This is a genomic window from Pseudoflavitalea rhizosphaerae (assembly GCF_003991355.1).
In the GTDB taxonomy this organism is placed as follows: Bacteria; Bacteroidota; Bacteroidia; order Chitinophagales; family Chitinophagaceae; genus Pseudobacter; species Pseudobacter rhizosphaerae.
The window spans coordinates 394,745-414,976 of the sequence record NZ_RCSU01000005.1; the positions used below are offsets into that span (position 1 = coordinate 394,745).

General features: G+C 46.1%; 13 protein-coding genes. 7 read left to right on the forward strand and 6 right to left on the reverse strand.

The genetic code is table 11. From position 1 onward, the window contains the following. Positions 1-5: 5 nt before the first annotated feature. The 5 genes from D9Y29_RS11465 to D9Y29_RS11485 form a co-directional block, all read right to left on the reverse strand. Complete coding sequence (locus D9Y29_RS11465; protein WP_164735376.1) at positions 6-1,337, reverse strand: FG-GAP repeat domain-containing protein; 1,332 nt, start codon at positions 1,335-1,337, stop codon at positions 6-8. A 99-nt stretch (positions 1,338-1,436) separates the two neighbouring features. Beyond that, the gene (locus D9Y29_RS11470) at positions 1,437-2,792 is read right to left on the reverse strand and encodes a RagB/SusD family nutrient uptake outer membrane protein (protein ID WP_164735377.1); all 1,356 of its coding nucleotides are present in this window, start codon (positions 2,790-2,792) and stop codon (positions 1,437-1,439) included. A gap of 58 nt (positions 2,793-2,850) precedes the next feature. Then, positions 2,851-6,213 (reverse strand): SusC/RagA family TonB-linked outer membrane protein, encoded by a 3,363-nt coding sequence (locus D9Y29_RS11475; RefSeq protein ID WP_164735378.1) that lies wholly within the window; start codon positions 6,211-6,213, stop codon positions 2,851-2,853. A gap of 205 nt (positions 6,214-6,418) precedes the next feature. After that, positions 6,419-7,594 (reverse strand): FecR family protein, encoded by a 1,176-nt coding sequence (locus tag D9Y29_RS11480; protein WP_127128157.1) that lies wholly within the window; start codon positions 7,592-7,594, stop codon positions 6,419-6,421. Positions 7,595-7,660: 66 nt separating this feature from the next. Then, complete coding sequence (locus tag D9Y29_RS11485; RefSeq protein WP_127128159.1) at positions 7,661-8,236, reverse strand: RNA polymerase sigma factor; 576 nt, start codon at positions 8,234-8,236, stop codon at positions 7,661-7,663. A gap of 169 nt (positions 8,237-8,405) precedes the next feature. On the opposite strand from D9Y29_RS11485, the gene prmA reads away from it, so the two are divergent. The 5 genes from prmA (at position 8,406) to D9Y29_RS11510 (ending at position 14,920) form a co-directional block, all read left to right on the forward strand. Further along, positions 8,406-9,221, forward strand: coding sequence for a 50S ribosomal protein L11 methyltransferase (prmA, locus tag D9Y29_RS11490; protein ID WP_164735379.1), 816 nt, complete (start codon positions 8,406-8,408; stop codon positions 9,219-9,221). A gap of 95 nt (positions 9,222-9,316) precedes the next feature. After that, complete coding sequence (gene plsY, locus D9Y29_RS11495; protein ID WP_127128163.1) at positions 9,317-9,982, forward strand: glycerol-3-phosphate 1-O-acyltransferase PlsY; 666 nt, start codon at positions 9,317-9,319, stop codon at positions 9,980-9,982. 130 nt (positions 9,983-10,112) lie between these two features. Continuing rightward, positions 10,113-10,922: a M48 family metallopeptidase gene (locus tag D9Y29_RS11500; protein ID WP_127128165.1), complete on the forward strand. Its 810-nt coding sequence runs from the start codon at positions 10,113-10,115 to the stop codon at positions 10,920-10,922. Between the two features lie 153 nt (positions 10,923-11,075). Further along, complete coding sequence (locus D9Y29_RS11505; RefSeq protein ID WP_127128167.1) at positions 11,076-11,540, forward strand: hypothetical protein; 465 nt, start codon at positions 11,076-11,078, stop codon at positions 11,538-11,540. A 167-nt stretch (positions 11,541-11,707) separates the two neighbouring features. Further along, positions 11,708-14,920 carry a choice-of-anchor tandem repeat GloVer-containing protein gene (locus D9Y29_RS11510; RefSeq protein ID WP_127128169.1) on the forward strand — a complete coding sequence of 1,071 codons (3,213 nt, stop codon included), beginning with the start codon at positions 11,708-11,710 and terminating at the stop codon, positions 14,918-14,920. Between the two features lie 106 nt (positions 14,921-15,026). Here the strand turns inward: D9Y29_RS11510 and dnaG are convergent, their stop codons facing one another. After that, a complete protein-coding gene (dnaG, locus tag D9Y29_RS11515) occupies positions 15,027-17,123 on the reverse strand; it encodes a DNA primase (RefSeq protein ID WP_241237901.1) in 2,097 nt (698 codons plus the stop codon). Positions 17,124-17,575: 452 nt separating this feature from the next. On the opposite strand from dnaG, the gene D9Y29_RS11520 reads away from it, so the two are divergent. Together D9Y29_RS11520 and D9Y29_RS11525 are read left to right on the forward strand one after the other, a co-directional pair. After that, positions 17,576-17,956 carry a hypothetical protein gene (locus D9Y29_RS11520; RefSeq protein WP_127128171.1) on the forward strand — a complete coding sequence of 127 codons (381 nt, stop codon included), beginning with the start codon at positions 17,576-17,578 and terminating at the stop codon, positions 17,954-17,956. A gap of 124 nt (positions 17,957-18,080) precedes the next feature. Then, positions 18,081-20,213, forward strand: coding sequence for an elongation factor G (locus D9Y29_RS11525; protein ID WP_127128173.1), 2,133 nt, complete (start codon positions 18,081-18,083; stop codon positions 20,211-20,213). The last annotated feature ends 19 nt before the right edge of the window (positions 20,214-20,232 follow it).

The window sequence follows — 20,232 nt, forward strand, 5'->3', positions numbered from 1 at the left end:
TTTTTTTACTTCTGGCCTAAAAAAACATATACATAACCTACATGCTTCAGGGTTGTGTATTCGGGTTTTACATAAGCGTTGTTGTAAATCATTTTTCTGGAGATATACCGTTTTTCATCAAGCTCCTTTTCTGTAAGTCCTGATTTTTTTCGTATCAGGTCTGCTCTTGTCATACTTTGCTCAATTGAACGTTTATAGGCATCGGTGAAATATCCCGGATTCAACTGATAGATACCAGTTTCAAGTTCCCATTGCCATGAAAGCGAGGTGTCGAACTGATCATCTCTGGTTGCTACAGCCAGCCCCATAACGATATCCATTACGCCATCATTGTTCCAATCCGTTATGGTGATGGAAGGGTGACTGCCGGGAAGTACTTTACCTCCATCTGAGGTTTTGATCATTTCGATTCCTTCCTGAAACCTGTATTCTCCATTTTGTTTTACCCCTTTGTAGAACATCAGGGCAGGACTGTAGTTGCCGATATATGCAAAGGTGGCGAGAAGATCAAGTACACCGTCGTTATCCCAGTCATAAAGTACAGGATTGATATGGCCGCCGTGCATGCCTCCATTTGTACTTGAAGTAACCGGTTTGCCATTTGTTAGCAGCAATTGTTTTCTGATGGCGAACTTTGGTTCGTTTTTGGAACCAATATTTTTGCTGATGCGAATATCGGTTCCGCCCAGGATCAGATCATCGAGACCATCTCCGGTGAGATCGGCTACAGCAATAGTATTGTAGTACCAATAGTTTGCAATTTCAGGGTTATCTCTGTCTTGCTTCATTGGTTCCTTTTTGCCATGTGGATCTCCTTCCTGGGGTAACCTGACTCCGGATAAGTAGCCTTTTTTTGTTCCTTTGTAAAGAATGATATCGCCAGGATAATATTGACCAGCTACAAGATCAGTGTAGCCGTCATTATCGAGGTCTACGAAAGTGGGTTTGAACCCCATACAACACCAGGCCCATACAGACAACGGAGTTCCGAAGCTCCGATCATTATCTCCACGCAGGTATGTAAATTCATCACTTAATTTAGGCTCAGCTTCTTCTCCATTATTTGGATATACCCTGATGAAATTGCCTACCGGATGTCCGTTTTCCAGTCCTGAACCAAATTCACCTATCAGCAGATCTTTCTTTCCATCTCCATTCACATCCCTGAACTCCGGATATGCCCATCCCATGCCTCTTGCTTCAACAGGACCGTACATGGTAGTTATGCGTTTCGGTTCTGTAAGCGTAGGCGCTCCTTTTATCTTCGTAAAATTGAGGGGAGGAAAATCTGTGGCAGAAAACTTGCTCCTGGCTTCGATCTGTTGATCTGTTGACATTTTTTTAATGGGAATCTTTTGCGCAGAAGCATTCGTGAAAAGGCATAGTGATGCCATACAGCCAAGGGCTGTTGCGAACAATAGATGTTGTTTCATGACTTATTGTAAATTAGGATTGAGTATTTTTTGTTTCTCTGAAATAGGAAGATTGATGGCAGCTTCAGTCCAGTTTGGTTTCTTCAGCCCCAACACCTGTGTGATGGTGCCGGTACGTTTCAGATCATAATAGCGGTGTGCGCCCTCACAAAAGAGCTCATGTCTGCGTTCCTGCATCACTGCTTCGCGTAAGGAGGGTTTATCTGTTGCTGTTGTACCAGGTAGTCCGGCTTTGCCTCTGATGGCATCAATATCCTGCTGAGCGCCTGAAAAGTTTTCCCTTTCGATTCTTGCTTCAGCCCTGATCAGGTACATTTCACTGAGCCTCATTACAACAGAAAGTTCAGGCGAACCGGAAGCAATGGTGTTTAACACTTTGTATTTGCTCATATAATTCCAGCTGCTCTGACCTACGGTATTGATGCCTATCCAGGCATTCCTGCGTTTGTCGTCCGGTTCAAAACTGTTCAGCAGGTCATCAGACATGGCAACATAAGCTGTATTGGTGAAAGGTGAAACAGATATTGCATAATGTAATGCTTCCGAAGTAGGAGAACCAGGATTGGATTCAGCAAAATGCCAGATGGTTTCTTTTGATTGTCTTAGAAAAGTCTTTGTGAGATCTGTTTCGAGCGCATAAGTACCAGTAGCGTTGATCAGTTCCGTAGCCAAATCTTCCGCTTCCTTCCATTTTTTGCTATAGAGGTAGATTTGCGCAAGAAATGCCTGGGCCACTTTTTTATTGATCCGCACCCTGTCTGCGGTTGGATAATTGTCGGGCAGGAGCGAAGCCGCCAGTTCAACATCTTTTTGCACCAATTCAAATACTTTTGATTTTGGAAGTTTTGGTGCATTTACCGTAACCCTGTAATCAACATCGGTGATAAAAGGAACATCTCCAAATGAGTTAGCCAGACGCCAGTGCATCAAAGATCTGAGCACCAGGGCTTCTCCTTTTAACTGGTTCCTGTTGGCAACAGTGATAGCTGCAGACTGGTCAAGTCCCACCAATAATTTGTTGGCTTTGTAGATGGCGCTGTAACGGGCATCCCAGTGCCTGGTAAGCAGGTTCTCATCTTTATCAGTAAGAGAGGTGTTGAAGAATTTGAATGTTTTACTTTCAGGATCAACAGAGTAATTGGTCAGGTCATCAACATATAGCTGATAGTTCAGCCCACAACCAGCCGATACCTCTGAATTGTAACGAACATCGATATAGACCTGCAGTAATGCCGTTTCTGCTGTTTTGAAATCTTTGAACACCAGTGAATCCAGCAGCTGTGTTCTCGGATAACCCACATCTACAAACTTTTCGCAACTGCTGAAAAATAAAGTGGTAAGCAGAAGTATTAAATACAAACCAATAACAGGTCTATTAATTGCCTTCGATTTATTGAAAAGAAACATTATGCCTGATTTAAAAAATTAAGGTTGCCCCAAATGTGATTGTTCTCAAAGTGGGAAGATATTTGAATTCAGTCTCGGGATCAGCCCCAACATAGCTTGTAAAGGTCAATAGGTTTTGTCCCTGAAGGAAAATCCGGCAGCCGATATTCGATTTACCAAGTTCAGTCAGGTTATACCCGATAGCCATATTCCTTAGTTTCACGTAATTGGCTGGTGTAGGTCCAAGATCTGAACTGTAAGACAATGAATAGGCGTTTGTAGCAGCCGGATTTCCGGTGGAGGCACGCTGGTACCTGCCTGTCTTAACGCCGGGAACAGCCCTGTCTGTAATTGCTTTGGGAGAGTTGTTCATGTAGCCTGGCATGGAGATGCTATAAGTAATGAAGTTCTTGTTCTGTTGAACTAACTGAAAAAAGATATCAAAACTCCAATTCTTATACGTGAACTGGTTGCCCAGACCTGCTGAAAAAAGAAGCCCCATTCTGGCAAACTTCGTTCTGTCGTTATAGTTATACACGCCATCTTTATTCACGTCCCTGAACGTATAAAGACCCGTATTGAAATCGATGCCGGTGAACTCATATTGCCTGAGGATATTCAAAGGCTGCCCCACAATATATTTAGTTGCGTTGGTGGAGTATTCAAGTCCCGGATAAGATATCATTTTACTGAAAGGGATCGAAGCGTTGAAATTCGTTCTCCATTTGAAATTCTTCTTACTGATATTAATGGTGTTTAATTCAAATTCCCATCCTGAGTTTTCGATCAGGGCATCGATATTCTGCATAACATCTGAAAAACCGGTATTGGCAGGAAGCGGATAGCTGAGCAATTGGTTGCCTGACCTGTTCCTGAACCATGCGATGGAAGTAACGATCCTGTCGTTGAACATGCCTAACTCCATCGCGAACTCAAGTTTCTTGTTTTCTTCCCAGCCCAATACCGGATTCTCGAACCTGATGGGACCAAGTCCGGTACCTGTCTGGTATTTGGCTCCCGTGCTGGCATATACGCTGAGGAAACTGTAATCTGTAATCTGATCGTTACCGGTAGTACCATAGCTGGCCCGCAGCTTTCCAAAGTTCAGGAAGGGGAGATGGCGGTCTATGAACTTCTCTTTGCTGAAGATCCAGGCTCCGCCGATGGCAGCGAAGTTGGCCGACCTGTTATCCGGACCAAAGCGGCTGGAAGCATCTCTTCTTGCCGTGAGGTTGAGTATATACCTGCCATCATAGTTGTAGTTAAGTCTTCCGAAGCCTGCGCTGTAAGCATATTTTACATCATCAGCAGAATAGATATTCGTGTTGAGTGCTGCTTTAAAATTGTAGATCAGATAATCGCTCGGAAAACCTGAGGCAGACCTGGTAGTACCACCACTGCTGCTTTTCAGAAAAGTCATGCCGGCCAATAGTTGAATACTGCTCCGTCCAAATTCTTTTCCATAGTTAAGTTGTGGCTCAAAATTCCAACTCCCCCTGCTGGCTACATTTGCGTATGTACTGGAATAAGCGCTTGAAACATTACTTGCCGGATCATACATCAGGCTGAAAGGCTCTACCATTTGCTCGTCCAACCGGTAATCTGAATAACCTGCACTGATCCTTGCTTCAAGATTTTTCAGGATCTTGTATTCAAGATTCAGGTTTGCATTCAGGTTTTTTGCATGCGACTCATATTGTTGCTGAAGGTATCTCAATGGGTTTTCCTTGGGGCCGAGATTCCAGTTCAGGCTTCCATCGGGCATTCTGAGTTCAGGCATATTCGGAGGCAGGGAAATCGCAAATACATAGAAATCCCTTGCAGTGGCGTTATTGTTATCTGTGCTGTAGATGGCGGAGAAATTGGCAGAAAACTTATTGTCGCCAGATTTATGATTTAGATTAACCAGCGCCGAACCCCTTCCGTATTTCATCTTGCCGGGGGATACTGTGGTTTCATCCTCGAAAGTTCCTTTCAACAAAAAGCTGGTTCTCTGAGAACCTCCCGAAATGGAAGCGAAATACCTGTTTCTCCTGGCTGTTTTACCAACCAATTCTTTCTGCCAGTCTTTACTCCTCGATTTATCCCAGGTACCGTTTATGTCCAGATCAGTAGCAGCTGGCGTTTTCCCATCATTGGCAAATCCCTCTTCCCGCATTTGAAGATATTCTTCCGTATTCATCAACTTCATGTAACGGCTGATTGTACTGAAGCCCGCATTGTATCCAACTTCATATCTCGTTTTACCGATAGCAGCTTTCCTGGTAGATATGAGGATCACTCCATTTGATCCGCGTGATCCATAAATAGCGGTGGCATCCGCATCTTTCAATACTTCGATACTTTCTATGTCCTGCGGATTTAGAGAGTTCATTGGGCTGATGGCTCCGATCCCAACACCTGAGATCAGGTGCCGCGAAACCTGTGAATTGCCGATGGTTTCGAGCGGAAATGGAACGCCATCGATGATGATCAGGGGATTGGTACCAGAAGACAAACTATTCTGTCCTCTGATCTGCACTTTAAAGGGCGCTCCGGCTAATCCGCTGCTCTGCTGAATCTCTAAACCAGGCACCCGGCCTGCAAGTGCAGACAATGGATTAGTAACCGGCTGTTGCTCGATAGTTTTAGAATTGACGCGGGAAATAGAACCTGTACGTTCCCTGTCTTTCACCGTATAATACCCTGCGTTCACTTTCACCTCATTCAGCTCTGCCAATGCCTTGTTGAGTGAAACACTGATCATTCCTGAAGCGATGATTGCATCCGTGATCTTTATTTCTTTGCTTTCATGCTCCACATAACTGATCACGATCACATCGCCTTCATCCACATTCACAGAAAAACTACCATCAGCTTCTGTGATGCCTACAGTCTTTGCATTCTTAACCGAAATGGATGCGCCTGCCAGTGGTTGCCCGTTCTCATCGGTTACTTTTCCTTTTACCGGTTTAGGAGGAGGGAAGAGTACAAGGCCGGGGTCTTTTGTAACGGTTATTGTTTTCGTTGAAAGGATTATCGTTTTTCCCTGGATAATATACTCGATCGGCCGCTCTTTGAAAAGCATATCCAGTAAAGAAGGGACCGGCATATCCTTTACCTGCAAAGAGACCTTCTTATTGATCTCATCAAACATATCCTGGTTGAGAAAAACTACATAGCCTGTTTGTTTTTCCACTGAAGCAAACACCTGTTTTAAAGTGAGCTCCTTTCCATTGATACTCACATTCTGGGCAACGCCTTCTGCTTTCACAGACAGGAAAGCAACAAAAAGGAGAAAAGAAAGCATCCTCATAATTCTCAGCATTTGAGCCGGCAGCCGTATTCCCAACCCCGTTGGCGCTTTGGAATTGCCAACAGGAAATAACCAACTACCATAAGCAGTTTTTTGCATAATTTGTGAACAGTTTAGGTTGTAAAAATGGTGACAAGTCATTCGATCAGCCCAAACATTGCCGGGAGTGTTCGCTGCACTTCCGGTTTGTTTTTTTATGGACTGACCATTTTGTTTTTCATGGCCCAATAAAGATGCAATGGTCATGCATCATCAGCATGATGCCATTTCAATTTCATATGATAAGTGTAATGAATGGCGAATGCTAGGGAAGCACTACCAATGTTCTGTTGTTTTCCAGTTCGAAATGAACTTTTGTTCTTTCCAGGGCAATCAGCATACCGCTGAGCGGAACGTCTTTTGTGATCTTTCCCCAGAATTTTATGTCCGGAATTCCATTTTTGTAAACCACATCGATATCATACCATCGTTCGATTTCTTTCATAACATATTCGAGGGAAGCGTTCTCGAAATTGAAGACCCCGTTCTTCCAGGCCATCACTTTTTCTACATCTACATTGCTGCTAACTGATAATGATGAACCATCAGCCTGTACAGCCTGTTGTGCAGGTTTCAGGATTGTGCTGCTGCCAATCTGTGCAGCTGTAACGCGCACCGCGCCATCAATTAATGTAGTATAGCTTTTATTATCGTCCTGGTATGCGTTCACATTGAAACTGGTGCCTAATACATCGATCTTCATTCCGTTATCAACAACTACGCGGAAAGGTTGCGATGACTTCTTCGCTACTTCAAAATAAGCTTCCCCGCTGATCTGCACATTGCGCTCCCTGCCTGTAAACGCCGTAGGATATTTGATAGAGCTGGCAGCATTCAGCCAGACCTTTGTTCCATCCGGCAGGGTCAGTTGATATTGCCTGCCTTTGGGAGTGGACATCGTATTGTACAGTATTCCATTCCCGTTACCTTCATACACCAGTGCGCCATTTACTACTTTTGCAGTAACGCCATCCTGTAGGGCCACTATTCCATTTTGAACTGAGTCCAGCAACAACTGGCTACCATCTGCCAGCGTGAGAACGGCGCCGTCGCGGCCTGGCTGGATCTGCGCCGCGTTGAACTTCGCCACCGGATCTTTCGTATCGTTCCTGTTTTGCATTAATAAGTAAGCGCCAATCCCCAACACAAGAATCACCGATGCCGCTATCCATTTCCATTTTTGCATAATATGGACCCTGCCGGTAGAAATAGTTTTTTGTTCCTGCATGAATTGCTCCAACTGTCCGCTGATCCTTTTATTCCGTTCATTACGGTTCCTGAATTCAAGCGCAATCTGCTCCGCGCTGCTGAATTGATCATACAATACCTGATTGGCTTCGGAAGATTGCCGCCAGGCTTCCAGTTCCTGTTTTTCTGTTTCAGTCAATATGCCCAGCAGATCCCTGATAATATAGGATGCTATTGTTGCTTCGTTGGTCATGCATGTGATTATACTAACCTATTACAACAGGCTTGTACTATTGTCACATACAAAAGCAAAGTTTTTTTAGAATAGCTGGCAGAACATGATCCAGGAGCGGAAACTGAGGCGCAGTTGTTTCAATGCCTGGCTTTTTTGATTGCGGACGGTATGTTCATTAATGTGGAGCAGCGCTGCGATCTCCTGGTTGGACCTTCCTTCCAGGAAGGCCATCGTAAAGATATTGGCTGTTTGTGGCGGTAGTTTTTTCAGGGAAGTTTCTATCCCGCGCATCAGTTCCTCCATGAATTCATGTGCGGCAAAATCATTTTCTTCACCGGTATTCAGGCGACGCAAGGCTTCAGCTTCCCTGGCCGTTCTTCGTTGCGATAATTTCAGGTGATTGAGACAAAGATTACGTGCAACGGTGTATAACCAGGGACGTAATGGTTTCTCCGGATCGATAGTATTCCTTTGCAACCAGAGTTTTTGGAACACGGAAGAAGTGAGGTCCTCTGCATCCTGTTCAATAAAAATATATTTCCTTACAAAATAGAAAATGGCATCCAGGTGATCATGATACACTACAGTATATGCCTGCTCATCACCTTCGATGATGCGCCGGAGCAGCCTGTTCTCATCATATGTTTGGTTCTGCAACACCTTGGCCGGGTACCTGGGATTTAAGCGTTAGTGGGAACGAAATGGAAAATATTTCTCCTGCATGGGATAAAAATAGAAGGATAAGAGCCTGCATTATACACAAAAAAAATCGAGACAGGGTAAAATGTAAATGGATATTTTATTTTTGCAGCTTACTCAATACATCATCATGAATTACTGGCAATATTCTTTCAGACCATTGGGGCAGGAGCAAAGAGAGGTTTTTGTAGCGCAATTGTCTATGATCGGTTTCGAGGGATTTGAGGAGGCAGGGGATACGTTGCATGCATTCATTCCTGAGCAGGATCTTGATGAAGCAGCATTGAATGAATTGCTGTTCGAGGGTCTGGAGGTTTCCAGAAAGCTGATCCCGCCCACCAATTGGAATGCTGAATGGGAAAAGGATTTCGAGCCGGTGATCGTGCATGATTTCGCGAGTATACGCGCACATTTCCATTCGCCAATTCCGGATGTACAGCATGAGGTGATCATCACTCCGAAGATGAGTTTTGGCACCGGGCACCATGCCACAACTTTCATGATGATCGATTATATGCGCAGCATCAACTTCAATGATAAATCCGTCCTGGATTTCGGAACAGGAACGGGTGTTCTCGCTATTCTTGCTGAAAAACTCGGCGCAAAAGAAATTGTTGCCATCGATAATGACGACTGGAGCATCGATAACGCCAAAGAAAACATCGAAGTGAATGGCTGTACAAAAATAGAATTGTTGAAAGCCGATACTTTGGATCTGGGCAGGACATTTGATGTGATACTGGCGAACATCAACAAAAATGTATTACTTGTTAATATGACAGGGATCAGACAACATTTGAACGATGGGGGTGTTGTAATGATGAGTGGGCTATTGAGTGGCGACAGAAAGGATATTGAAGCAGCAGTAGTGAAAGAAATGTTAAAGGTAGATGATCAGAAAGACCGGCAGAACTGGATAGCCCTGCAAATAAGTGGAAAACCTTAAATCAACAGGATTTCCGGTGATTTAGTTACCGGAAAGACAATAAGTTGAGTGGTTTTTCCGTATTTTCGTTTTCCAACTTCAACTTAAACTATTCAATGAAAGAGGTACTACTCATTGTAATAGCGTATTTGATAGGCTCTGTTCCGACCGCTGTTTGGGTCAGTAAGGCTTTCTTCGGTATTGACATCCGCGAATATGGAAGCGGCAATGCCGGCGCTACGAACACATTCCGCGTTTTAGGTCCCCGCTGGGGAACTTTCGTGATGGCGATCGACGTTATCAAGGGGGTTATCGCTACAAGTCTTTACATCGTTTTACCGTTTTATATGACTAATGAGTGGGACAGGACCAACCTGATGATCGGTTTGGGCCTGGCTGCTGTATTGGGACATATCTTCCCCATCTGGGCCGACTTCCGTGGAGGAAAGGGGGTAGCCACTTTATTCGGTATGATCCTGGCCATTCAGCCACTGGTGGCTGTTTGTTGTGTGGGCGTTTTCCTGTTGGTGCTCTACCTGACTAGATTCGTTTCGCTGAGCTCCATCCTGGCCAGTGTTGCCTTTGCCGTTCTCATCCTTTTTATTTTCAGGGCTGAAGAACCACTTTACAGAGCCTTTGCCATTGCGGTGGCCCTGTTGGTGATCCTGACGCACCAAAAGAATATCACCCGTTTACTCAGGGGCAGCGAAAGCAAAGTTCCCATCCTGAAATACCGGGACCGCCGCAAGAGCCGTCGCAGGGAAACTAAGGAGGAAGAGTAAGGTTTACTTATCATTTCTATATTCATTGTTCCATTTTTACCTTTTTTTACAGTCAAGGTTAGGGGAGAGTTATCGATAATTCACTGATTGGTACAAGAATTGATTTTCTAACTTTGTCAAAACATCCTCCATGCAAAAGACACTCATTGCGGCAACACTGGCGTTAGGGCTTGTAAGCTGTAGCCAGAATGCCATCACGGGCAAGAACCAGCTTACACTTTACAGTGATGCTGACATTCAGAATATGGCCGCACAGCAATACCGTCAATTCCTTTCTGAAAACAAGGTGGTGAGCACCAGCTCCAGTAAAGATGCGGAAATGGTGAGGAGAATCGGACAGAGACTGACCACTGCCATCAAAAACTATTACACACAGAAAGGTCTTGGATCAGAGCTCTCAGGCTACCAGTGGGAATACAACCTGGTAAACTCCAATGAAGTGAATGCCTGGTGTATGCCCGGAGGTAAGATTGTCGTTTATACCGGACTGTTACCCATCACACAGAATGAAGCTGCGCTGGCCGTTGTAATGGGTCACGAGATCGCACATGCGCTGGCCAAACATGGTAATGAGCGTATGAGCCGCGCTTCACTGGCAGAACTGGGTGGTCAGGCTTTATCAGTGGCGTTGGCCAACAAAAGCCCTATAGCGCAGAATATCTTCATGCAGGCATATGGTGTAGGAACCAATGTGGGTGTGATGTTGCCATTCGGCAGGAACCAGGAACTGGAGGCTGATAAGTTCGGATTGATGTTTTCCGCCATGGCAGGATACAATCCACAGGAAGCAATTCCATTGTGGGAAAGAATGGAAAAAGCCGGAGGAGGCAACAAACCACCTGAATTTTTGAGCACTCACCCTTCAGAGGGAAGACGCATAGAAGAGCTCAAAAAGCTAATGCCTGAGGCACTTACATATTATAAGCCGGTTGGCAAATAATTATATAAGAACTTAATCAGATTTTAAGAAAAGCCCGTCCAGTCTCACTGGTACGGGTTTTTGTTTTAAAATTAGTTTCACTTATTACCTTTTTTTACTACCTTTGCAATCCCGTCTTTTTTAACCCTAAGCAATATCAAAAACTTCTCAGGCATGTCGCAAAACTTATTAGATAAGCTTCAGCTCCAGGAAGAAAAGAATGTACTGATTCAGGGTCTTCCTTCTTCAATCGAGAAACAATTCGTGAAATTGTCTTTCGCCAAGAATGTAACGCCGCTGTTGAAATCGCGTAAGATCGATTTCGCGCTGATATTTGCGGTGAACGAGAATCAACTGAGCTGCATTCTCAAAGATGTGCTTCCGGCACTGAGAGAGGAAGGCAAATTCTGGATCGCTTATCCGAAATCAACCTCCAAGATCGTGACAGACCTCAACCGTTCATGCAGTTGGAACTGCGTGTGCGATGCAGGATTTGAAAGATCAGAAGAAGTGGCCCTCGACCATGTGTGGGTGGCCATTCGTTTTAACCGGGTCAATACGACGAAGCCGGCAGCCACTCCAGCTTCACGTCGCGTGAGTGCTGGCAAGAGAGCTCCGTCTCCGGTGATGGCAGAGTAATTGTTATTGTGTTCAATAATTTTAGATGTTGAAGGGTTCCTGTTGTTCCGGGAACCCTTCATTTTTTTGTCCCCTCTACTCATTGGTTAAGCAGCCGCCTTCATCCGTTAAATGTCCCCCCTGCCAATCTGATCTTACGGCTAATTTGGACGCATAATTACAGCAATATGAAAAAGCTATACTTATGCGCTATATTCTTTGCAATTTCCCTGCTTTCCTCACAGGAAACAGTAGCGCAAGGCATCTATCAGTTCTGGGGCCTCACAAATGCTGGTGGCAGTGTGCATGACCAGGGTACACTCTTTTCTGCCCGCTTCGATGGCACAGGCATCACTACCCGGAATGCATTCAAAATATTCACGGGCAACGTAGACCAGTTCTCCGAATCATTTCACGTAGTAAATGGAAAAGTGTACGGCTTCTTCGATGAGTCCGGACCCTACCAGAAAGGGGTACTGTATGAATTCGATCCCGTGACGGATAAGTATACCATCAAACTGAATTTACACGATCATCCTTTGTATTATAATACAGGATTTCTCTATACCTACAATAATAAATTATACGGGCAGGGCAGTTACCAGGGAACTTCATCGCTTTACGAGTATGATCCATCTGCAAATACATTACTGGTAAAAAAAGCGATAGACCCTTATGTCCGCAATTTCATTTTTTACAATAACCAGTTCTATGGCTCGGCCTATCTGGGAGGCGCAAACGATAAGGGATATATCTTCAGATTTGATCCGGTTACTTTCACCATCACCAAATTGATGGATATTCCTGTCTGGAGCGGCCCCATCAGCAATTTTCGCCTTTACAATAACAAACTTTACGGCACCGGCAGGGATGCCGGTATCAATGGTGCCGGAGCCATCGTGGAATATGATCCTGCCACCAACCAGTTGACAGAGAAGGCCAGTCTGGGCACCGCCGATGGGAGCGGAACCGTTACATCTTTAAGGCTTTTCAGTGGTAAGTTATACGGCGTTACCACTGCCGGCCTTTTCGATAATACAGGTGTTGTATTCGAATATGATCCATTACAAAATACAATCGTAAAGAAGATGGATATTTCAGCAACCAACCCGGTATCCGGTTTTACCGTTTTTCATAATAACCGTTTCTACGGTGTAACCCGTTCCGGGGGAAATTTTGATAAAGGCGTTTTGTTCGAATATGATCCGCAAAGCAATGCTTATACCAAAAAGATCCACTTCAATGGCCTGCCGGGCGAATCCCCCCTACCTTTTCTTGCCGCGATCAGTGGAAAAATGTACGGCGTTGCCACTGCCGGCGGAAGCTATCACGCTGGAACCTTCTTTGAATATGATCCCGCTTCCAATACCATTGCCAGTGCAGTGGATATGGGAAACAGCGAGGGACATAAACCTTATGGCAAACTGTTGTATTACCAGGGCAAACTGTATGGTTTCACTACCAAAGGTGGGCAATACAACAGGGGGGTTATCTATGCTTATGATCTGGTCACAGACAGTTACGAGATCCGTTACCATATGCGCGAGGCCACAGGATACGGGGATATGGAAGGGTCGATGGTATTGTACAATGGAAGAATGTATGGCATCACCAGGTTCCTGGAGAACGGGGCAGGGGCTTTGTTCGAATTCAATCCATCCAATAACCAATATACTGTAAAGCATTCCTTCACCAGCGCCACAGGTTCTTCCCCCATGGCACGCCTGCTGGTATACAACAGTAAGTTGTACGGCACCACCATGTATGGCGGAAATACCAATAGTGGTGTATTATACGAGTTTGATCCTGCTACCGGCACCTACTCAGTGAAAGTACAATTCAGTAATGGTTTCGGCACCAACCCACAGGCAGCATTGAGCGCATACAAAGGCAAGCTCTATGGAACCTGCCCGGTTGGCGGTACTAACGATAAAGGCACCATCTTTGAATTTGATCCGGCCATCAACAGTTTCCAGGTAAGGCATCATTTCACCGAAGCGCAGGGCTACAGGTCTAGTTCCGCCTTAACGTTGTACAATAATAAGTTCTACGGCACCAATGAGATGAATGATGATGATGATATCTTTGGAACACTCTTCGAGTTCGATCCTGTTTCGTTCAATGTTGCCCTACGGCATTCATTCACTTTCCCGGAAGGAACTTATCCGCGTAACGAAATGATCGTTCACAATAAAAAATTATATGGACTGGCAGCGGGCGGCGGCACTGTTGATTATGGCGGCGTCTTCTATGAGTTTGATCCCCAGTTGAACAAGTGGTCACAGCAATCCACATTCGATTACGATAACGGAAGGTTTCCTTTGTCAACGGGTCTCACGCTGGTGCCGGCCCTGGTGGCGCCGGGAACGCCAGGCAGTTGCCAGGCCGCCATCCCCGCATACGTAAATGCCGCGAATGCCAATGAATGGATCCCGTTCACGGATGATGAAGGCAATGCTGTGATGGAGATCAACCCCAATGGCAATATGCTCGGAACAGTGAGGGTGAGTTTCTATACACATAATGGCCCCGTAAGAAAGGATGAAGCCGACCGCTTTTACCTCGACAGGAATATTACTGTTTCCGTGGAAAACCAACCCAGCTCACCGGTAAACATCCGGTTGTACATCAAGAAAACGGAATTTGAAACATTGAAAAATACAGCCGGATCCGGTGTGCAAACTCTGAACGATATAACCGTGTTCAAAAACAATGATGACTGCTCCAATGCTGTACAATCCGTGGCCACGCCCATCGATGCTACCGTAGTGGCCTGGGGACTCGACTATGTATACCTGGCCGAAGTTTCCTCTTTTTCCTCTTTCTATTTTGCCAGTAAAGCATATACAGCATTACCGCTGAAGCTGGAATATTTCAAAGGAGAAGCCTTAGCTACCGCCAACGGGCTTGAATGGAAAGCATCTTGCACAGACAATGCAGATTTCATAGTTGAAAGAAGTTTGGATGGAATTAATTTCCAACAGATCGGCCTGGTCCTGGCCACGGCAGCGGATTGCCAGCAGCCTTTGCAATTCCCCGATCAGCACCCGCCGGATGGCAAGGCATATTACCGCCTGCAAATGAAAGATGAAAAAAACACCATCAGTTATTCCAATATCATCATCTTAAACCGCGCCAATACAAAACAGCTCAGCATAAAATTACACCCTAACCCGGTTCAGGGAAATATTGCCAATTTCAGTATTCAGTCGCCCGGTTCAGGCATAATGCCTGTGGCTATTTACGATGCGATGGGCAGGCTGGTGCTGCGGAAAGAATGGACGCTGAGCAAAGGCGCTCAAACAAAACAGATAACAATTCAACAATTACCTCCGGGTGTTTATACGGCAGTATTCCAGGGCAAGGAAGCTGTTAAACCGATCAGGTTCATTCGAAATTAAACTTCAGGTAAGAGTTGAATGCAACATCTTATTTAGGGCGATTAAGAAGTGAGAGCTTTTTAGTCGCCCTTCATTTTTGCCGGAAGCCGGCTGATGCCCTGCAAACCTATTTCAGGATCACTGTGCCCAGTTTCTTTACCAGCTCAATTTCCATTTGCTTGAGATGCACATGGGTTTGCAATAATACGAGTTGTTCTTCCGGAGTATGTTCCTTTGCCATATCGCGCTGGTTCTCTTCCATGATCCTTCTGATCTTGCGCAGTTTGAGATAATGGATACAGGAATTCACGAATGGGATATGTTTGGCTTCTTCTTCCTTGAATGAGCCCTGTTCCAGCACTTCGGCCCATTTGCCACTGACTTCATATGGGAAGTCCATGATCTTTACGATCAGTGCTGCCAGCTGCTGGTCTTCATGATAAAGGAAATTCTTGATGCCCGGTTCCAGTCCGGCTTCATACCAGGTCTTGTACATTTCCAGGATGCGCATGTATTCCGGATTGTCCAGCAACTGGTTCTCCATTACTTCCGCGATCATAAAACTTGCAACAGTGCTGGCCTCTTCCCAGGGTTTGCTTCCATGTTCCAGCAATACCTGGATCACGGCTTTTTCACTTTGCTCGTCTTTGGTGAGTAAAGCAAGTGTATCATCTCCCGGAAACTGACCGGTGGAGGCGGGTGAGCCCGCATCGGGAAATGATCCCTGGTCCCAGTCGCCGTCCTCCGCATAGAAAGTATCTTCAGGAAAGAAGCCGTCTTCTCCAACAGGGGCTGCGTTGAAATTATTGGGTTGGCCGGCAGCTCCTTTATTCCCGGCGTTGCGATTGCCCTGTTGTTGCTGGGCTTGTTGTTTCTGCTGTTGCTGGTTTTCTTTGGTGACTTTTTCGCGGATGTATTTATTCACCAGGTTATTGAAACCATCTTCTTCCACGCGCAGCAGTTCGGAACAGCGGCGGATATAATCCTGTTGTTTGGTGAAATCCTCTGCTTTATTGAGTTTTGAGATGGTCTCGGCCATCTGGTTCACCACTGCGGCTTTCTTATTGGTATCGTTGCCGGCATCTTTGAGCATCACTTCCAGCTGGAAGATGATGAATTCTTTTTTATTAGCCTTTACGAATTCCTGGAAAGCGGCAGCGCCTACCTTGTTAACATAGCTGTCCGGATCTTCATTGTCGGGGATCAGCACCAGATGAACATTCAATCCTTCTGTGAGTGCGAGCTCCAGACCTCGGAGGGCTGCTTTCACACCGGCGCCATCGCCATCATAAATGATGGTGAGGTTATTGGTGTATTTATGGATGAGGCGGAGCTGATCAGGCGTGAGTGAAGTACCGCCGGATGCCACAACGTTCTCGATACCTGCCTGGTGCAGGGAGATCACATCGGTATAGCCTTCCACCAGCAGGCATTCATCCAGTTTATCGATCGCCTGGCGGGCCTGGTAAGAGCCATAGAGGATCTTGCTTTTATGGTAGAGCTCGTTCTCCGGCGTGTTGATGTATTTTGGTGCGCGTTCGGCTTTGCCGATCACACGTGCACCAAAGCCAATGATCTTACCGCTCTGGTTATGAACGGGAAAAATGATACGGCCTCTGTAATTATCGTAACTGCGTCCTTCGCGCTGGGCCACCAGTCCGCTCTTCACCAGCAATTCGAGATTGTATTGTGCATTGAGGGCGGTAGAAACGAAGCTCTGACTGTCCTGTAAGCTGTAACCAACCTGGAACTTGCGCAGGACCTCTTCGCGAAAGCCACGCTCTTTCAGATAGGAGAGAGCGATATCCTGACCTTCATCCGAATTGAAAAGCTTTTCTTCGAAATACCTCTGTCCGAACTGGTTGATGATATAAAGACTGTCCGCTACCTGTCGCTGCGCAGCAACTTCAGGGCTTACAGCCGTTTCTTCAACTTCAACGCCGTACTTGTTGGCGAGCCAGCGAAGGGCTTCCACATAGGAGTATTTCTCCAGGTCCATCAGGAAGCCAATGGCATTACCACTTTTCCCACATCCGAAACATTTGTAGATCTCTTTATTTGCGGAGACGGTGAAACTCGGCGTTTTTTCGTTGTGGAACGGACAAAGGCCCAGGTAATTGATACCCCGTTTCTTGAGTTTCACATAACTGCCCACGATCTCTACAATATCGATTCGGCTGAGGATCTGTTGTATGGTATGCTGACTTATCACTTTGACCTGCAAATATATGCTTACAATAGTTAAGGTGCAAAGAATCAAAGCGGGGAGTGCCCAGTCGCTCGCCTCCGGCGAGTGACTTTTGTTTAGTCGCCTCCGGCGACGCGGTGTTCGCCGGAGGCGAACAAATAGAAGTCACTCGCCGGAGGCGAGCGACTGCCAGCTCTCTGACCTTTTTAGTCAGCCCCTGGCCGCCCTCCGCATTTCCCTATTGCCCACGCTCTGCTTTTTCTTCAGAACTCTGCATATCACGTGCATAATTTAATCCCTGATCCTTTCGCAAATGCTGTGAATCTTTAGTAATTTAGATCAACTTACTTACCCATTATTCTTACAGGCTGAAAACAAAGTAGCAGCACACCTTCCAACATGCTCTTCACTCCCTTAATGCGCTGCAAAGCCCGATCCTATCCATAGAAGGCTATCAGTTCTTTATTTCTTCACTTAAATTTTTCCCCATGGTTACTACTGATGTTGCACAGCTTTCAAGAGAATGCAATGCCTGGCGGGAGACATTGCGTTCAGACAAAGCATCCGTCTCTGAATTAGACACCCGCCTGCAGGATATGGCCGGAAAACAAAGTACTGAGGAAGTACTCATCGAGATCGATCATTTTCACAACCAGTTCTACATCCAGCAACTGAACATCCACGATCTCAAACACGCCATCCGCTCTCATCAACAACAGATCGACGCCGAAATGAAACTCCATCACGGCCAGGTGAATGACAACACAATCAACGATCACGAAAGGCTTTACGACAACTTCCAGCAACTGGAACACACCCTCAGGGACCTGAAGGACGATTTCGCGGTGTTCATAGACCGGAACCGATAGCTTATTATGTTGAATGGCCTGACCCAGCCATGGCAACGCCTGTACTGGTAGTTGCCAACTCGCCCGTATTCCCTTGCGGGCAGGCTTTACTAATCATTCCATTTTACTTTATAAATCTATTGCTATGCCAGAATTTGATACCTCACACGTAAAAAATATTGTCTTGCTGGGGCATGCCGGCTCCGGCAAGACAACTTTAGCGGAATGCATGCTATATGAAGCAGGCATCACCAACCGCCGCGGTTCCATTGCGGAACGCAATACTGCCGGAGATTATCATGAACTGGAACAGGAGAGGGCCAGTACTGTTTTCTCCAAACTTCTCCACACCAAATGGAGAGGCTATAAGATCAATATCATCGATACCCCGGGCTATGACGATTTTGCCGGAGAAGTAGTTTCAGCACTTCGGGTAGCCGATACCGGTATCATGCTGCTCAACGCCGCCAATGGCGTGGAAGTGGGTACTGATATCATCTGGAATTACACCGAAGCATTCAGAACGCCCATGATCTTTGCCGTGAATAAACTGGATGACGACAATGCTGATTTCGATGCCACGGTGGAAGAAGCCAAAACACATTTCGGCAACAAAGTAGTTGTGGTACAATATCCGCAACAGCAGGGGGTGGGCTTCCATGCCATCATCGATGTGCTGCGCATGACCATGTATAAATTCAAAGACGCCGGCGGCAAGCCCGAAAAACTGCCTATTCCTCCCGAAGAAAAAGAGAAGGCCGATACACTCCACCGTGAACTGGTGGAAGCAATCGCCAGCAATGATGAATCCCTGATGGAAAAATATTTCGACAAAGGCGAGCTGGACGAAGATGAAATGAAGGAAGGCATGAAGAAAGCCATGATCAACCTTGATCTTTTCCCCTTGTTCTGTTTATCTGCAGAACGCAATATGGGCAGTGGCAGGTTGATGGGCTTTATTGATAATGTTTGTCCATCTGCCAATGAAATGCCTCCGCAAACCACACGCAACGGAGACAAGCTCACCTGCGATGCAAAAGGACCCGCCTGCATTTTTATATACAAGACCGTTTCCGAGCCGCATGTGGGCGAGCTCAGTTTCTTCAAAGTCTATTCCGGCACCATCAAAAGCGGTACAGAACTGGTGAATGAGACCACCGGCGTTTCAGAAAAACTGAACCAGCTCTTTGTGGTGGAAGGCAATAAACGGACTGCCGTGAATGAACTGGCTGCCGGGGATATTGGCGCCACGCTCAAACTCCGCAATACGCATGTGAACAATACCCTGCATGAAAAAGGAAAGAATATAGAACTGGAGCCGATCGTTTTTCCTGGTTCCAATATGAGCATGGCCATCGAATCCCTGAAGAAAGGGGAAGAAGAAAAATTATCAGTGGCCCTGCACCAGTTGCTGGAAGAGGACCCTACCGTGAAGATCGAATTCTCGCAGGAACTCAAACAAACCATCATTCATTGTTTGGGTGAATTGCACCTGAGCGTGATCCGATGGAAGCTGGAGCACGTACACAATGTGGAAGTACGGTTTGTGAAACCGCGTATCCCTTACCGTGAGACCATCCGGAAAATGGCGGAAAGTAATTATCGTCATAAAAAACAGTCCGGTGGTGCGGGGCAGTTTGGCGAAGTATTCATGCGGATCGAGCCCTGGCATGAGGGTATGAATGATCCGAAAGGACTGAACGTGCGTGCACGTGAAGAATTCCCGCTGGATTGGGGCGGCAAGCTCGTATTCTACAATTGCATTGTGGGAGGCGCCATCGATGCGCGTTTCCTGCCTTCCATTCTCAAAGGGGTAATGGAAAAGATGCACGAAGGCCCGTTGACCGGATCCTATGTACGCGATGTACGCGTGAGCGTTTATGATGGAAAAATGCACCCGGTGGATTCCAATGATATCTCTTTCAAGATCGCCGGGCTGATGGCATTCAAACAGGCATTCCAGGAAGCTGATCCGCAGATCCTGGAGCCCGTCTATCACGTGGAAGTGCTCTGCCCGGAAGATCTAACCGGTTCTGTGATCGGCGATCTGCAGACACGCCGCGGCATCGTGGAGGGAATGGAAAGTGAAGGACATTTTACCAAAGTGATCGCGCATGTGCCGTTGTCTGAGATGCATGATTATTCTTCATCTCTCAGGTCCATTACCCAGGGCCGCGCCAGGTTTGCGATGAAGTTCAGGGAATACCAGACAGTTCCTTTCGAGATCCAGAAGAAACTGCAGGAAGATTATATGAAACTGGCGAAAGAAGAAGTGTAAAACCTCTGTCGTTATAGGC

Excerpts from the sequence above, each read along its gene's own strand:
- prmA (WP_164735379.1), top strand. The coding sequence starts at position 8,406 with ATGAATTACTGGCAATATTCTTTCAGACCATTGGGGCAGGAGCAAAGA.
- D9Y29_RS11505 (WP_127128167.1), top strand. The coding sequence starts at position 11,076 with ATGTCGCAAAACTTATTAGATAAGCTTCAGCTCCAGGAAGAAAAGAAT.
- D9Y29_RS11480 (WP_127128157.1), bottom strand. The coding sequence starts at position 7,594 with ATGACCAACGAAGCAACAATAGCATCCTATATTATCAGGGATCTGCTG.
- D9Y29_RS11525 (WP_127128173.1), top strand. The coding sequence starts at position 18,081 with ATGCCAGAATTTGATACCTCACACGTAAAAAATATTGTCTTGCTGGGG.
- D9Y29_RS11510 (WP_127128169.1), top strand. The coding sequence starts at position 11,708 with ATGAAAAAGCTATACTTATGCGCTATATTCTTTGCAATTTCCCTGCTT.
- plsY (WP_127128163.1), top strand. The coding sequence starts at position 9,317 with ATGAAAGAGGTACTACTCATTGTAATAGCGTATTTGATAGGCTCTGTT.
- D9Y29_RS11520 (WP_127128171.1), top strand. The coding sequence starts at position 17,576 with ATGGTTACTACTGATGTTGCACAGCTTTCAAGAGAATGCAATGCCTGG.
- D9Y29_RS11475 (WP_164735378.1), bottom strand. The coding sequence starts at position 6,213 with ATGCAAAAAACTGCTTATGGTAGTTGGTTATTTCCTGTTGGCAATTCC.
- D9Y29_RS11500 (WP_127128165.1), top strand. The coding sequence starts at position 10,113 with ATGCAAAAGACACTCATTGCGGCAACACTGGCGTTAGGGCTTGTAAGC.
- D9Y29_RS11465 (WP_164735376.1), bottom strand. The coding sequence starts at position 1,337 with ATGTCAACAGATCAACAGATCGAAGCCAGGAGCAAGTTTTCTGCCACA.